Here is a 15,277-nt window from a genome sequence, read left to right as displayed (position 1 = left end):
AACATCATTTATGCCGAAAGTCAAAAGAATTATTTACTCATAATTACACCTGAAAATGAATACCGATACCGTTCTACCATTACCGAATTTATGGATAAACTCTCCGCTAATTTTGTAAAGACACACAAAGGTTTCATTGTAAACAAAACTAAAATTGACGGATACAATTCCGGTTTTATTACAATTGGGAGCAAAAAAATTCCAATTTCAAAAACCTATAAAGACCAAGTGATTAATGAATTAAATAATTCCCCGTCGTAGAATTTATTACCCTATTTTTAATTGATTTTTTTCTCACATTCATAAAAAAAACCGGACTAAGTCCGGTTTTTTCTTAACCACAACAAACTCACAAATTTATTTTTTTGAAGCTGCTTTAATTACCTCAATTACTTGAGTTGCCTTAATTGCTTCTGCAAGTTGTAAAGCAGTTCGTCCATTTTGATCTTTGGCTGAAACATCTGCCCCTTTTTCAATTAATAGTTTAGCAATTTCAGCATTATTGAATCGTGCTGATAACATTAACGGTGTTAATCCATTTTTAGATTCGTTTACGTCTACGCCGTATTCAATGAATTTTTTAATTGTAGCCACATCTCCTTTACTGATGGCAACAAAAAGAGGTGTGACATCAGAATAGTGAATTGCCACATTTTTTGATGTTGAAGTTTCAACATTTGAAGCTAAAGCAACATTTGCAGTTGCGATTAAAGCTAAACCTAATAAACTGATTGTTTTTTTCATGATGATTGATTTTTTTGATTAATGATTTTTTTGATTAATGATTTAATGAATAGACGTTTTAAATTTTCTTTCGTTACCCGAAAACTCCTATTATAACATAACTTTAACAAATAGATACTGATAATCGATATTTTAAAACCATTTGTCGATATTTCGCAAATCGACTTTCATTTTGTCATTACAAAGAACAAAAAAACCACGCAGAGCGTGGTTAGTTTATCTTTACGATTAGGTTATTTTATTATTTGTTCAAAAAAGCAACAACGTTTTTCTCGATACGTTCATTGATACTTGATATATCTGCTTTCATGAATTTTTCACCAATAATATTCTCGTACAATTCGATATAACGATCGGAAACCGTTTCGATGTATTCATCGGTCATATTTGGAATCTGCTGTCCTTCTTTACCCTGGAAACCATTTTCGATTAACCAACGACGTACAAATTCTTTTGATAATTGCTTTTGATCTTCTCCTCTATCCTGTCTTTCCTGATAACCTTCGGCATAGAAGTAACGTGATGAATCCGGCGTGTGGATTTCGTCAATCAAAACGATTTTACCGTCTTTGGTTTTACCGAATTCGTATTTTGTATCGACAAGAATCAATCCGCGAGAAGCTGCAATTTCAGTTCCTCTTTGATATAAAGCTCTTGTGTATTTTTCTAAAATCAGGTAATCTTCTTCCGAAACGATTCCGTTAGCCAAAATAGCTTCACGGGAAATATCTTCATCGTGTGAACCGTTATCCGCTTTGGTTGTCGGCGTAATAATCGGTGTTGGGAATTTATCGTTTTCTTTTAATCCTTCCGGCATTTCAACTCCACATATTACTCTTCTTCCAGCAGCATATTCACGGGCGGCGTGTCCGGACAAATAACCACGGATTACCATTTCCACTTTAAAAGGTGCACACAAATGACCTACAGCAACATTCGGATCCGGAGTAGCGATTAACCAGTTCGGAACAATATCTTCAGTTAATTGCATGAATTTGGTTGCAATCTGATTTAAAATCTGACCTTTGTATGGGATTCCCTTTGGCATAACAACATCGAAAGCAGATAATCTGTCGGTTGCCACCATTACCAAAAGTTCGTCGTTGATATTATAAACTTCTCTTACTTTTCCGCGGTATACAGATTTCTGACCCGGAAAGTTAAAATTGGTAGTTGTAATTGTATTCATTATTGTCTTGTTGTGTTGAATGTGCAAATGTAATTCGATTCTGAAAGCCAAGCAAAATAATCAGAACAAATTTAATACTCGATGGCGAAGTTAATAGTAACGTTAGCTATTACTTCAATTTCTCCGATTGCCAATGTTTCTCTTGAAGGTGCTGCAGACTCCATATCCATTTTCATCGCCGCATAAACAGGTCTTGGGTAATTCGTCATAGAATTATCGGAAACCATTATGGCCTTCCCTACTTTTTGGTTTAATGCCGATGCATAATCAGTCGCTTTGGCTTTTGCGTTCTGAACCGCTTTAATACGGGCCTGACTTTCATATTCAGCCACTTTGGATGATTTAAAATCAACTCCTTGAATCACATTCGCGCCAGCATCTACCAATCCCATCATCAATTCATCGTATTTAGACAAATCCTTTAGTGTAATAACGATATTTTGCGAAGCTGTATAGCTGTTTTTCTTTTTCTGATAATCATAATTTTTATACAATGATACTCGCTGTGTCTGATAATCGGATGGAGCTAATTTCATTTTTTTGATGTATTTGATAATAGCATCAATCGTTACATCATTTTTCGTTTTTACTTCGGCCGCATCGTTACCTGTATTTTCAGCACCTACAGTGATCACAGCCTGATCCGGAGTCACTTTAATTTTACCTTCTCCTGAAACTACAATCTGCGGAATCATTTTACTTTCCAGCGTCTGTGCAAAAGAAAGAGCCGTTGTCAACAACACAATTCCAAATAAAACTAATTTCTTCATATTTTTTTATTTTAAGTTTTTCATTTCAATTCAAAAGCGATGCCAAAAAGCTTAAATCTTGCCCATTTTTAATAAAATCAGTAAAATGATAATTGGGATTGCTAATAAAACAACCATAAAGGTATTGTCTGTCAGCATCATTGGAACTTTAGCAATCGTGATAATATAACCTCCGATTGCGCCTCCAAAATGTGCAGTGTGTCCAATGTTATCGTTCTTGGCCTTCATCCCGTAAATGGAATACAGCAAATACCCGATTCCAAATAAATATGCCGGAATTGGAATTGGTATGAAAAACAGGTACAGGCTCATATCAGGATATAACAAAATAGCAGAATACAATACTCCAGTAACCGCTCCGGAAGCACCAATTGCACGATAATAATAATCGTTTTTATGAAAATATAAAGTAAGCAAACTGCCAAAAATCAAACTTCCGAAATAAATCACAAGAAAAGTGAATGATCCGAAATTCTGAATTACTACAGGCGCAAAGAAATACAATGTAAGCATATTAAATAACAAGTGGCCAACATCTGCATGTAAAAATGCGGAAGTTATCATTCGGATATGCTCACCTGCACGAATACTGCCAATGTGAAATTCATATTTTCTGAAAAAAGATTCGTCCCCGAAACCTTTAAAACTTGTAATAGCAGTAACCGCAATAATCAGTAATAATACAGAGTTCATATATTTGTATTTTTGTCTGGTAAAAATAACCAATGTTTCTTTATTGAATGTTAATTCTTACCTTAATTAATAAGTATAAAAAGTATCTTTGCAAAAAAATTTAAATAAATGCAGTTATTAATATTTTTATTGGCATATCCAATTTTGTGGTGTATATCAATTCTACCTTTCCGATTATTATACTTCGTTTCCGATTGCATTTATGTACTTGTATATTACATTATTGGCTACAGAAAAAAAGTGGTCAGACAAAATTTGGCATTGGCATTACCTCATTTATCGGAAAAAGAACGTTTAATCGTGGAGAAAAAATCGTATCATCATTTAGTTGACGGTTTCATGGAAATGATTAAAACCATGACTATTTCCGAAAAAGAAATGCGCAAACGCTTCGTTTTCACCAACATGGAACTTTATCACGAGTACGAAGCAAAAGGCAAAAGTATTATTCTTATGTCGGGACACTACTCAAGCTACGAATGGTTAATTATCATGAATAAAGTGTCCGAATTCAAAGCATACGGAGTTTATAAACGAATCCGAAACAAGTATTTTGACAAATTGGTAAGAGACATTCGCAGTAGATTCGACGCTACTTTAATTGATACTACGGAAACCACTCCCACAATGGTATCGAATCATAAAAACAGGGTTATGAGTCTTTACGGATTCATTGCCGATCAAAATCCTAAAGTATGGAAAGCACAGCATTGGACAAAATTTATGGGGATTGATGTTCCTGTACATACCGGAGCTGAAATGCTCGCCAAAAGATTGGATTTTAGCGTTCTGTATCTGAAAGGTGAAAAAATAGGACGTGGCCAATATCTGGCAACTTTTGTTCCGATGGTTGAGGATAATGTTACTATTAAATCAATTCCTGATTATGAAATCACCGATTTGTTTTTCAAAAAGTTAGAGCAGCAAATCCTTAACAAACCGGAATATTATCTGTGGACACACAAAAGATGGAAACACACAAAGGACAGTCAGCAGCCACAGTAATCAGAAGGCAGACAGCATAAAAAAATCCACTTATAACAAGTGGATTTTTTATATGTTTTACTTATAAAGAAAACCAGTTTTTCACCATTTCTTTTTCTTTATGCAAAGCATCTTTATGAAGAAACTCGTTGGAATTTTTATTGTATTGATAGTCTTTCTCCCATTCTTTATGATTTTCGGCTAAAGCAATGATACTGTCACAAACAAATTCAATTTCTGCAGAAGTTGTCGTTGGGTGAATTGACATTCTGATCCATCCCGGTTTTTCGATTAAATCCCCGTGAGTAATTTTATCCGTCAGATAATGAGATGTTTCTTGGTCAACATGCAATAAGTAATGACCATAAGTCCCTGCACAACTGCATCCGCCACGTGTCTGGATTCCGAATTTATCATTCAGGATTTTCACGCCAAGGTTAAAATGTAAATCATCTATATAAAAAGAAATAACACCTAATCTATCATTATGTTGTCCCGCAAGAATATTGATATTAGGAACATTTCCTAGTCTGTCGAAAACATAATCAACGATTTCATGCTCTCGTTTCAGGATATTATCGATACCCATTTGTTCTTTCAGCTGAATCGCTAAAGCTGTTTTGATAACCTGAAGGAATCCCGGTGTACCACCATCTTCACGCTCTTCGATATTATCTAAATATTTATGTTCTCCCCATGGATTGGTCCAGCTAACTGTTCCTCCTCCCGGATGATCAGGAACCATATTTTTATAAAGTTTTTTATTGAAAACCAAAACTCCCGAAGTACCGGGCCCACCTAAAAATTTGTGTGGCGACATAAAAATCGCGTCCAAATAACCTTCCGGATTGTCTGAAGGGTGCATATCGATTTTCACATAAGGTCCTGAACAGGCAAAATCCACAAAACAAACTCCGTTGTACTGATGTATCAATTTTGCAACTTCATGATAAGGCGTCTTGATTCCTGTCACGTTTGAACAAGCTGTTACAGAAGCAATTTTCAAAGTAGTGTCTTTGTATTTCTCCAACAATGCCTTAAAACTGTCCAAGCAAATCAAACCTTTTTCGCAAGCCGGAATCACTTCTACTTTAGCAATAGTTTCCAACCATGAAGTCTGATTGGAATGGTGCTCCATGTGAGAAATGAAAACTACTGGTTTTTTCTCTGGTGGAATCTGAATATACTTTTGAAGATTTTCAGGAACTTTTAAACCTAAAATACGCTGGAATTTATTGATAACACCTGTCATACCGCTTCCATCAACAATCAAAACGTCGTTTTCATCACTGTTAACGTGTTTTTTGATTATGTGACGTGCTTCATGGTATGCCATGGTCATTGCTGTTCCGGATACTGTAGTTTCCGTATGCGTATTGGCAACAAATGGCCCAAATTCATTCATCAGTTTCTCTTCAATCGGGCGGTATAAACGTCCTGAAGCGGTCCAATCAGTATAAATGATTTTTTTTCTTCCGAAAGGAGAATCAAATTCCTGATCGATTCCGATGATGTTTTTTCTGAATTGCAGAAAATATTGTTCCAGTTGTGTAGTTTGTGTTGTAATCATTCTTAAAACTTAAAATGCATTTGCGGCCAAAGATACATCATTTTGATTATTTGAGGATTTTCATGTCTCCGGTTTTAAGGAGAATAACTTAAATTTAACATATTTACCTGATTTAATGATAATTACATTTTAAAATCACTGACTTCCAAAGCTTTAAAAAAGCGTTTCGTAAATTTCGCCTATCTTTGTTTTTTAATCCGCAATCATGAATATCAAACTCCTGGCCATCGGCAAAACCGATAATAAAGCATTGCAAACCTTAATTGACGATTACACCAAACGACTTTCCTTTTACATTAAGTTTGAATTGGAGATTATTCCTGATATCAAAAACGTAAAAAACCTTTCCGAAACACAGCAAAAAGAGAAAGAAGGCGATTTGATTCTTTCCAAACTGTCTTCAACGGATCAACTGATTTTATTGGACGAAAACGGCAAAATGTTTTCAAGTGTTGGCTTTTCAGAGGAATTGCAAAAGAAAATGAATTCGGGAGTAAAAACACTCGTTTTCGTAATTGGTGGCCCGTATGGTTTCAGCCAGGAAGTCTATAAAAAAGCGCAGGGAAAGATTTCGCTTTCGCAGATGACATTCTCGCATCAGATGGTACGCTTGTTCTTCATCGAACAATTATACCGCGGATTTACCATTCTTAAAAACGAGCCCTATCACCATCAATAGAATCCAAGTCAAGAAAACCATTACAATCCTTTGTTAATTACTGAAAATCAAGGTTAAAGTTAATAAAAAATCTAGGGTAATCTTATGAAATAAGCCTAACTTTACTTTGAATGTAAATGCTACGTTATTGTAACATTATGGCTTTATGCGCAGAACTTAAATCAAGCGCTTCTTTTTCTTAAAACTCTATCACATTATTTTTTTAAGATGAAATTGTATATGAGTTTATTAGCAGTTGCTTTATTTTCATTTGGTATGGTTTCGTGTAGCGATGACGATGATGATTACATGCCACCAACACCAAGTAACATAGTTACTTTTAAAGCAACATTAAACGGCGCAAGTGAAGTACCTCCTAATGCTTCTACAGCAACGGGAAATGCTACACTTACATTTGACAACTCCAATAAAACATTTTACATTACTGTTACTCATAATGTAGATACCCCTACTAATGGGCATATACATTTAGGTGCAGCTGGAGTAAGTGGTCCCGCAGTTTTTCCATTCACGAGTTTTACATCACCAATCAATTATACCAGCAGAGCTTTAACTGCTGCGGAAGAAGCAGATCTTAAAGCCAATCTTTACTATGTAAATATACATAATGAAGCACCTTATGAAGGAGGAGAAATCAGAGGCCAACTCATCAAACAAGGCTCCTCTGGCGGAGGTGGCGGTGGCTACTAAAACTATCCCGCTTTAACATAAAAAAGGTCTTCCAATTTAATACCGGAAGACCTTTTTTAGCATAAATTTGAGGCTGTAAAAAATTATTCTAATACACAAATTCCGTAACTCCAGTCATTTTCACCTCTAATATCCTGATAAATAACTTATTCTGAAGATAAGTTTCGAAACTGCTGTTTTTATCAAAACAAAATCTAATATCCTCTAAAGAATGATTAGTATTGTTTATATACAGCTCTAATTCCTCTCTTTTAACAAGCGAATCGTTTACAAACACCCGATTGTCTTTCGTAAAAAACACAATTATTCCCGATTTTGGTTTCTCTTCCCTGTAAATAGTGTTCGTAAATGGCACGAACGCCAGATTTTTCCCTATACTGTCGGCGTACGAATAAAAATTTTTTTTGGGAAGATCTTCATTGCTTTTTCGCTTAAGCTTCTTTGCCTGTAACTTTTTAATTTCTGGAATGATTGCTTTCAGAGGAAGGCGTTTATCAATATTAAAAACCCAGTTCGTCGTGGTAATTACACTGTTTTTTTTAACGTCGGCTAAAGTATCTTTATTTACGACCGAAAAGAAAAAATCAACTTTGGAAAGATCCGACACTTCTTTAACTACTGTAACATCCGATTTTGGCAATAATATCTCCTTTTTTTCACCACAGGAAAACAACAATAACGCTGTAAAAAAGCAGGCTATTTTCTTCATATTTCTAAAAATTAATTTTGGATTAAAGAACACAAACGAACACATTCCGCAGCTTCTTTAACATCATGTACCCGAAGGACTTTTGCTCCTTTCAAAAGAGAAATTGTATTTAAAACTGTAGTTCCGTTGAGTGCTTCATTCTGATTGGTTTCCAGTAACTTATAAATCATTGATTTTCTGGATACAGCCGATAAAAGAGGAACTTCCAACATCTGAAATAATTCCAATTTCTGAAGGACTTCATAGTTCTGTTCCAGTGTCTTTGCGAAACCAAATCCGGGATCAACAATAATATCGTTGATGCCTAATTTTCTCGCAGCGCCAATTCGTTCGGCGAAATAGGAAATCATTTCTTTTACAATGTCATCATACTGCGTAAGTGTAGCCATTGTTTGCGGTGTCCCCCTCATGTGCATCATGATGTACGGAACATTAGCATTAGCCATTATTTCTAACATTTGCTCATCTAATAATCCCGCAGAAATATCGTTAATCATAGCGGCTCCGCTTTCAATTGCCTGTTGGGCTACATTAGCCCTGAAGGTATCTATGGATAAAATGGCCTCTGGAAAATTTTCACCAATCAATTCAACTATCGGAAGTAATCGGGACAACTCTTCCGATTCCGACACAAAAGCCGCATTAGGTCTCGAAGAATAAGCGCCAATATCAATAAAAATTGCTCCTTCTTTAAGCATTTTTTCGGTCTGATTCAGAAAATCTTCGTCCGTTTTATATCTGCCTCCATCAAAAAATGAATCCGGTGTAATATTCAGAATTCCCATTATTTTGGGTTGGGACAAATCGACAAGTTGCCCTTTGCAATTGATATTCATACTATAAATAAGCTATTAAGAAAGTGAATTCCAAAATTATATTGCCTAATCATTCGGCTTTGTACTTCGCCTTAATTTCTTTACATTTGAAAACTCAAGAAACAAAGATAACTTAAATGAATACGACTTCACAGGAATTTGACAAGGTAATTGGCATTTGCCGCGATTTATATACAAAGAAAATGAAGGATTACGGGAGCGCATGGCGAATTTTACGCCTGCCTTCATTAACTGACCAGATTTTTATCAAGGCCCAACGCATCCGTAGTTTACAGGAAAATGAAGTACGTAAAATTGACGAAGACGAAACAGGGGAATTCATCGGTATCATAAATTATTCGATTATGGCACTTATCTCATTGGATTTAGGCGTTGCAGACCAACCGGATTTAGACTGGGAAACAGCCGTTAGATTATACGATGAGAAAGTACAGATTACCAAAGATCTGATGGAAGCTAAAAATCACGATTATGGTGAAGCTTGGCGTGATATGCGAGTAAGTTCGCTTACCGACCTGATTCTGCAAAAATTGCTTCGTGTCAAACAAATTGAAGACAATAAAGGAAAAACATTGGTTTCTGAAGGTATCGATGCCAATTATCAGGATATGATTAACTATTCTGTTTTTGCCCTTATTCTAATGGGTTTTGCAAAAAAATAAATAATAACTAGATATGAAATACGCTTCAACTGCAATACGAATTTTAATAGCAATCTTGTTCATCATTTCGGCCGTAGCAAAAATGTATCCTTCACCCTATTTTGCTATTTCGACTTTTGAAGTGAAACAATTATATCCTCTTGGTTTTTCCGAGATGATAGCGCCTTGGTTTTCCCGTATTCTGATAGGAATCGAATTGGCTCTGGGAATTTTGATTTTGCAGAATAATTATCTGAAAAGATTAATCATCCCCGCTACAATTTTACTATTGGTGGTTTTTATAGGGCATTTATCGTATCAGACTTTCTTAAGCGGTGGAAACACAGGAAATTGCGGTTGTTTTGGTGAATTACTCCCGATGACGCCGATTGAAGCTATCATAAAAAATATTGTTGCGGTTGTTTTATTGGCCTGGCTTTATAAATTAACCGATGATGATGCCCCTACTTCTAAATTCTGGGTGGTAGGTTTAATTACAATCCTTACAATTTTGGGAATCTTTTTATTGGCGCCGATCAAAAAAACTACTTCATACGATGTAATTGAACCAGTGACAACTATTGGAACCTTGGAAACAAGCACCGACAGTACATCTATTCCGGCTGAAGAAAATAATTTACCGATTACCAAAACTGACTCTGTTAAAGAGAATACTACTAAAAAAGAGACTGAAAAAGTAGTTGAAAAAGCACCAGTTAATGAGCCAGCGAAGCGAAAATCAGGTTACGCAAAATATTTTTCCGATATCGATAAAGGCCGTAAAACACTATGTTTCTTCGTTCCAGGTTGTGATCATTGCATGGAAGCCGCCAAAGAACTGACCGAGATGAAAAGGAAAGATCCTAATTTCCCGGAAATAAAAATCATTTTCATGAATGAAGAGCCTGAAAAAATACCGGATTTCTTCAAATTTGCCGGAGCACAATATCCGTATGTGATGATTGACGTTATCCCGTTTTGGGGTGTATTGGGTTCCGGAAAAGACACTCCGGGGGTAAAATACCTATGGAACGGAAACGAATATAAATTTTACTACGGAACAACGGATAATAAATTCAACCCTACTGAATACCAAACCATTATTAACAAAACCTACTCGGAATTAAAAAAATAATCATGAACAAATTTTTAGCAATTCTGTTTTTTGCCTTTACGCTTTCGTCCTGTGCACAGGAAGAGCAGACTACTTTCAAAAAAGAAGCTCTGAAAAATGAAATGGTAACTTTAGACGGAAGCACAATAACGTTTAAAGATATCCTGAAAAAATACAAAGGAAAAACAGTTGTTCTTGACATTTGGGCGTCCTGGTGCTCGGATTGCATTAAAGGAATGCCAAAAGTAAAAGCGTTACAAAGTCAGTTTCCAAATGTTACTTATCTGTTTATTTCGATGGACAAAACAGCAGAAGCATGGCAAAAAGGAATTCAAAAACACGAAGTAACAGGTGAGCACTATATGGCAACTGACGGTATGAAAGGAGTTTTCGGAAAGGCAATAGATTTAACCTGGATTCCTCGCTATTTAGTCGTTGACAAAAAAGGAAACATTGCACTTTTCAGAGCAATTGAAGCCGATGATTTAAAATTGATTGAGACATTAAAAACAATAAACTAATGAGACACAACATAGTTGCAGGCAACTGGAAAATGAATAAAAATGCTGGGGAAACTGCCCAGTTATTAGCGGATATCTTAAACCAACTTCCGTCAGGAAAAGAAGTAGAGGTGATTGTTGCTCCATCTTTTGTTAACTTATCGCAGGCTGTACATATTTTGGAACATACCAATATCAGTGTGGCTGCACAGAACATGCATCAGGCAGAAGGCGGCGCATTCACCGGAGAAGTTTCGGCTAGTATGCTGACATCTGTAGGTGTAAATAATGTAATATTAGGTCATTCCGAAAGACGTGCTTATTTCAAAGAAACGGACGCACTTTTAGCCAATAAAGTTGATACGGCATTAAAACACGAAATGCGCGTGATTTTCTGTATCGGAGAAGAATTAAAAGACCGTCAGAATAAACAACACTTCAATGTGGTGGATAATCAGTTGAGAGATGGATTGTTTCATTTAGGAGCCAACGAGTGGGTAAATATCGTTTTGGCTTATGAACCAGTTTGGGCCATCGGAACCGGGGAAACCGCAACTCCGGAACAAGCACAGGAAATGCATCATTTCATCCGTGAAACTATTCAGCACCAATACGGAAGTTCTGTAGCCGAAAATGTTTCTATTCTTTACGGAGGAAGTGTAAAACCAGAAAATGCAAAAGAAATTTTCTCCAAACCTGATGTTGACGGCGGATTAATAGGCGGTGCTTCATTAGTGTCAGAGGATTTTGTGGCAATTGTGAGTGCTGTTGAATAAATCAGATATGATTACGGTTAACATCATTGGTTCCGGAAATGTGGCGCAACATTTGATTTCGGTTTTTCAGCAAACTGAAACCATAGTGCTGCAACAGGTTTTTGCCCGTAATTCAGAAAGCATAGCTCATTTGATTGCTACGGATAAGATTACATCGCTATATTCCAATCTAAAGCCTGCTGATATAACCATTATTTCTGTTACGGACGGTGCGATTGCAGAAGTTTCAGAGCAACTTCCGTTTGAAAACCAATTCGTAATTCATACTTCGGGAAGTACCGGTTTGGAAGCATTAAACAATAAAAACCGCCGAGGAGTTTTCTATCCGTTACAAACTTTTTCGAAAACAAAGAAAATCGATTTTAAAAAGGTTCCTCTTTGTCTCGAATCTGAAAATGAATCGGATTATGAAATTTTGGAAAAACTAGGAAAAATTGTTTCTGATAAAGTATTTAAAATCAATTCGGAACAAAGACAAAGTCTGCATATTGCCGCTGTTTTCTCATGCAATTTTGTGAATCACTTGTATTTGTTAGGAAAAGAAATCTGTGACCAAAATCAGGTTCCTTTCGAAATATTAATGCCTCTGATTCAGGAAACAGCCGATAAAATCAAAACGCTTTCTCCGCTGGAAGCACAAACCGGTCCTGCAAAACGAAACGACCAGAAAACAATCGAAAAACATTTGTCTTTTTTAGAAGACGAGAATAAAAAAACAATTTACGAATTGTTAACCCAATCCATACAAAAATACAATGGCTAAAAGTTATAAAGAAATCATGAACGACATCACTACGTTTGTTTTTGATGTTGATGGCGTACTTACCGACGGAACCGTTCACATTACACCAACCGGAGAAATGCTGCGTGAAATGAATATTCGCGACGGTTATGCAATGAAAGCAGCTGTGGAAAATGGCTATACGGTTTGCATCATTTCCGGTGGAAGTAACGAAGGTGTTCGTGTTCGATTACGAAACCTTGGTATCACTGATATTCATTTAGGGGTGCCTAATAAAGTTGATACCTTTAAAGAATTCACGGATATCTACAATATCAAGCCGGAACAGGTTTTATACATGGGTGACGATATTCCGGATTATCATGTAATGCAATTGGTAGGATTACCAACCTGCCCGCAAGATGCTGTTCCTGAAATCAAAAACATTTCCAATTACATTTCTCATCGAAACGGAGGAAAAGGTGCCGTGCGCGACGTTATTGAGCAGGTAATGAAGGTTCAGGGAAAATGGATGGAGCATTTTGACGCGAAATTTGACTAGATACTAGTATCAGTATTCAGTGTTCAGTTAGCAGAAAAGTGATCGCTGAAAACTGAACACTAATTACTGATTACTAAACACCAACAATAAACTATGAACTTTCTTAAACTAATCCGTTTTCAAAACCTACTGATGCTGGCCCTGACGCAGCTTGTTTTCCACTTTCTTTTCTTTAAAAAACAACAGGATTTAAGTTTAGCATTAGCAGATTGGCAATTTATACTTTTAGTAATTGCTACAGTTGCCATTGCGGCCGGTGGTTATGTAATTAATAATATTATGGATCAGGAAACCGACAGATTTTCTAAACCAAAAAAGGTTATTGTCGGCAACCATATTTCCGAAGGAATGGCCTATAACATTTATGTAACATTGAACATTATTGGAGTAGGAATCGGATTTTACTTGTCGAATGTCATTGAAAAACCAAGTTATTTAGGAATCTTCATAGCAGTTGCTTTCCTTCTGTACATCTATGCAACCAATTTAAAGCAAAACCTGTTAATTGGAAATATTATTGTAGCGCTGTTAGTATCGTTTAGTATTATTTTGGTTGGTATCTTTGACTTATATCCTGCAACTTATGATGGTAACCGTGAGCAAATGGGAGTAATCTTCAGTATCCTTTTGGATTATGCACTCTTTGCTTTTATCATCAATGTTATTCGTGAAATAGTAAAAGACATTGAAGATATGGACGGTGATTATAATTCAGGTATGAGTACGCTTCCCATAGTTTTAGGTAGAGCCAGGACTTCAAAACTGATTTTTGGATTAACCTTCATTCCGATAACTTTACTGATTTTTTACGTTAATGAAAATTTATCGGAAATACAATGGGTAATGTATTATGCTTTACTTTTTGTATTAGGCCCACTACTCTACTTCTTAATAAAAATATGGAACGCGACAACAAAGAAAGATTTTAATCATTTGAGTCTGATACTAAAACTTGTAATGCTGTTTGGAATACTTTCCATCGTGGTCATAACATTAAATATGAAAGGAAATGCTTAAAGAGAAACTGAAGAATTTCAATATTATTCTGGCATCCGGTTCGCCAAGGCGTCAGCAGTTTTTCAGGGATTTGGATCTGGATTTTGAAATACGTTTAAAAGAAGTCGAAGAAATTTATCCTGAAAATCTGAAAGCCGGAGCAATTACAGATTATTTGGCCGAACTAAAAGCAAATGCTTTTAACAATGAGCTTTCCGATAATGATGTTCTGGTAACAAGCGATACCATTGTATGGCATGAAAACAAAGCATTAGGAAAGCCGAAAAACTACGACGATGCGTTTAAGATGCTTCAGTCTTTATCAGGAAAAACGCATGAAGTTATTACTTCGGTCTGTATAAAAACAAAATCTAAAAAAGATACTTTTCATGAGGTTACCAAAGTAACATTTAATACGCTTTCCGACGAAGCCATTAAGTATTATTTAGACAATTACAAACCCTTTGATAAAGCGGGTTCTTATGGAATACAGGAATGGATTGGCTTAGTGGCAATTGCTAGGATTGATGGTTCCTATGCGAATGTTGTCGGACTTCCGGTAGATAAAGTATACCAGCATTTGGATAGTTTTATCTAAAAACAATTATAAAATATTTCATTACTTTTATCGTTTATCCCAAATCCAAACCCTAAAAATTTAATCGAATGAAAACACTAAAATTATTATTTTTCGGACTAATCGTTTTAGCATCAACTTCTGCAAATGCACAAGTAGATGTTAATGTGAATATCAATATCCCGGCTTGGGGGCCAGCAGATACTCACGATGCACATTACTATTATATACCGGATATTCAGGTTTATTATGATGTACCACATGCAATGTTTATCTATCCTTCCAAAAAAAGATGGATCAGATGTAAAAGATTGCCAGCACACTATTCACACTTTGATTTACATCATGGATGCAAAGTAATCCTTCCTTACAGAGGTGATAGTCCTTATGAATATTTCTACACCCATAAATCAAAATATCCTAAAGGGTATATCGTAAAAGGCCAGAAACCACATAAATCTAAGGGAAATAGTGGTCATCATCATGGTGAAAACAAGCATGGTAAACATGGTAAAGGACACTAAAA

The 15,277-nt window shown here is 35.8% G+C and carries 20 protein-coding genes; 13 read left to right on the top strand and 7 right to left on the bottom strand.

From position 1 onward, the window contains the following. On the top strand, nt 1-261 hold a 261-nt coding region (locus tag VLB74_RS06540; protein ID WP_325202654.1), incomplete at its 5' end, for a LytR/AlgR family response regulator transcription factor. Nucleotides 262-357: 96 nt separating this feature from the next. Here the strand turns inward: VLB74_RS06540 and VLB74_RS06535 are convergent. From VLB74_RS06535 to VLB74_RS06520, 4 genes are all read right to left on the bottom strand, one after another. Further along, the gene (locus tag VLB74_RS06535) at nt 358-744 is read right to left on the bottom strand and encodes an ankyrin repeat domain-containing protein (RefSeq protein ID WP_325202653.1); all 387 of its coding nucleotides are present in this window, start codon (nt 742-744) and stop codon (nt 358-360) included. A 241-nt stretch (nt 745-985) separates the two neighbouring features. Continuing rightward, entirely contained in the window at nt 986-1,933 is a 948-nt protein-coding gene (locus tag VLB74_RS06530; RefSeq protein WP_325202652.1) for a phosphoribosylaminoimidazolesuccinocarboxamide synthase, read from the bottom strand. Nucleotides 1,934-2,004: 71 nt separating this feature from the next. Next, entirely contained in the window at nt 2,005-2,703 is a 699-nt protein-coding gene (locus VLB74_RS06525; RefSeq protein ID WP_325202651.1) for an SIMPL domain-containing protein, read from the bottom strand. Nucleotides 2,704-2,754: 51 nt separating this feature from the next. Beyond that, nucleotides 2,755-3,396, bottom strand: a complete 642-nt coding sequence (locus VLB74_RS06520) for a rhomboid family intramembrane serine protease (protein WP_325202650.1) — start codon at nt 3,394-3,396, stop codon at nt 2,755-2,757. A 108-nt stretch (nt 3,397-3,504) separates the two neighbouring features. Between VLB74_RS06520 and VLB74_RS06515 the strand changes: the two genes are divergently transcribed. Then, nucleotides 3,505-4,401 carry a lysophospholipid acyltransferase family protein gene (locus VLB74_RS06515; RefSeq protein ID WP_325202649.1) on the top strand — a complete coding sequence of 299 codons (897 nt, stop codon included), beginning with the start codon at nt 3,505-3,507 and terminating at the stop codon, nt 4,399-4,401. A 61-nt stretch (nt 4,402-4,462) separates the two neighbouring features. Here the strand turns inward: VLB74_RS06515 and VLB74_RS06510 are convergent, their stop codons facing one another. Further along, nucleotides 4,463-5,950, bottom strand: coding sequence for an aminotransferase class V-fold PLP-dependent enzyme (locus tag VLB74_RS06510; RefSeq protein ID WP_325202648.1), 1,488 nt, complete (start codon nt 5,948-5,950; stop codon nt 4,463-4,465). A gap of 205 nt (nt 5,951-6,155) precedes the next feature. On the opposite strand from VLB74_RS06510, the gene rlmH reads away from it, so the two are divergent. Together rlmH and VLB74_RS06500 are read left to right on the top strand one after the other, a co-directional pair. Beyond that, on the top strand, nt 6,156-6,629 hold the full coding sequence (gene rlmH, locus VLB74_RS06505) for a 23S rRNA (pseudouridine(1915)-N(3))-methyltransferase RlmH (RefSeq protein WP_325202647.1): 474 nt from the start codon (nt 6,156-6,158) through the stop codon (nt 6,627-6,629). Between the two features lie 219 nt (nt 6,630-6,848). Further along, entirely contained in the window at nt 6,849-7,319 is a 471-nt protein-coding gene (locus tag VLB74_RS06500) for a CHRD domain-containing protein (protein WP_325202646.1), read from the top strand. A gap of 88 nt (nt 7,320-7,407) precedes the next feature. Here the strand turns inward: VLB74_RS06500 and VLB74_RS06495 are convergent, their stop codons facing one another. Further along, nucleotides 7,408-8,028 carry a hypothetical protein gene (locus VLB74_RS06495; RefSeq protein ID WP_325202645.1) on the bottom strand — a complete coding sequence of 207 codons (621 nt, stop codon included), beginning with the start codon at nt 8,026-8,028 and terminating at the stop codon, nt 7,408-7,410. An 11-nt stretch (nt 8,029-8,039) separates the two neighbouring features. Further along, nucleotides 8,040-8,864, bottom strand: a complete 825-nt coding sequence (gene folP, locus VLB74_RS06490) for a dihydropteroate synthase (RefSeq protein ID WP_325202644.1) — start codon at nt 8,862-8,864, stop codon at nt 8,040-8,042. 116 nt (nt 8,865-8,980) lie between these two features. On the opposite strand from folP, the gene VLB74_RS06485 reads away from it, so the two are divergent. From VLB74_RS06485 to VLB74_RS06445, 9 genes are all read left to right on the top strand, one after another. Continuing rightward, complete coding sequence (locus VLB74_RS06485) at nt 8,981-9,526, top strand: DUF1599 domain-containing protein (protein WP_325202643.1); 546 nt, start codon at nt 8,981-8,983, stop codon at nt 9,524-9,526. Nucleotides 9,527-9,539: 13 nt separating this feature from the next. Next, the gene (locus VLB74_RS06480; RefSeq protein ID WP_325202642.1) at nt 9,540-10,640 is read left to right on the top strand and encodes a MauE/DoxX family redox-associated membrane protein; all 1,101 of its coding nucleotides are present in this window, start codon (nt 9,540-9,542) and stop codon (nt 10,638-10,640) included. A gap of 2 nt (nt 10,641-10,642) precedes the next feature. Beyond that, nucleotides 10,643-11,140 (top strand): TlpA family protein disulfide reductase, encoded by a 498-nt coding sequence (locus VLB74_RS06475; protein ID WP_325202641.1) that lies wholly within the window; start codon nt 10,643-10,645, stop codon nt 11,138-11,140. Then, on the top strand, nt 11,140-11,895 hold the full coding sequence (gene tpiA / locus VLB74_RS06470; RefSeq protein WP_325202640.1) for a triose-phosphate isomerase: 756 nt from the start codon (nt 11,140-11,142) through the stop codon (nt 11,893-11,895). The genes VLB74_RS06475 and tpiA overlap by 1 nt, the downstream gene beginning before the upstream one ends. A gap of 7 nt (nt 11,896-11,902) precedes the next feature. Further along, complete coding sequence (locus tag VLB74_RS06465) at nt 11,903-12,658, top strand: Rossmann-like and DUF2520 domain-containing protein (RefSeq protein WP_325202639.1); 756 nt, start codon at nt 11,903-11,905, stop codon at nt 12,656-12,658. Then, nucleotides 12,651-13,178 carry a KdsC family phosphatase gene (locus tag VLB74_RS06460; RefSeq protein ID WP_035630476.1) on the top strand — a complete coding sequence of 176 codons (528 nt, stop codon included), beginning with the start codon at nt 12,651-12,653 and terminating at the stop codon, nt 13,176-13,178. The genes VLB74_RS06465 and VLB74_RS06460 overlap by 8 nt, the downstream gene beginning before the upstream one ends. A 93-nt stretch (nt 13,179-13,271) precedes the next feature. Next, a complete protein-coding gene (locus VLB74_RS06455; protein WP_325202638.1) occupies nt 13,272-14,195 on the top strand; it encodes a geranylgeranylglycerol-phosphate geranylgeranyltransferase in 924 nt (307 codons plus the stop codon). Further along, a complete protein-coding gene (locus VLB74_RS06450) occupies nt 14,188-14,772 on the top strand; it encodes a Maf-like protein (RefSeq protein ID WP_325202637.1) in 585 nt (194 codons plus the stop codon). The genes VLB74_RS06455 and VLB74_RS06450 overlap by 8 nt, the downstream gene beginning before the upstream one ends. A gap of 68 nt (nt 14,773-14,840) precedes the next feature. Continuing rightward, nucleotides 14,841-15,275 carry a hypothetical protein gene (locus VLB74_RS06445; RefSeq protein WP_325202636.1) on the top strand — a complete coding sequence of 145 codons (435 nt, stop codon included), beginning with the start codon at nt 14,841-14,843 and terminating at the stop codon, nt 15,273-15,275. Nucleotides 15,276-15,277 lie beyond the last annotated feature (2 nt).

Source organism: Flavobacterium sp. (assembly GCF_035456225.1).
Classification (GTDB): domain Bacteria; phylum Bacteroidota; class Bacteroidia; order Flavobacteriales; family Flavobacteriaceae; genus Flavobacterium.
Note: the sequence above shows the minus strand (reverse complement) of the source record. Positions and strands in the feature narration are given on the sequence as shown.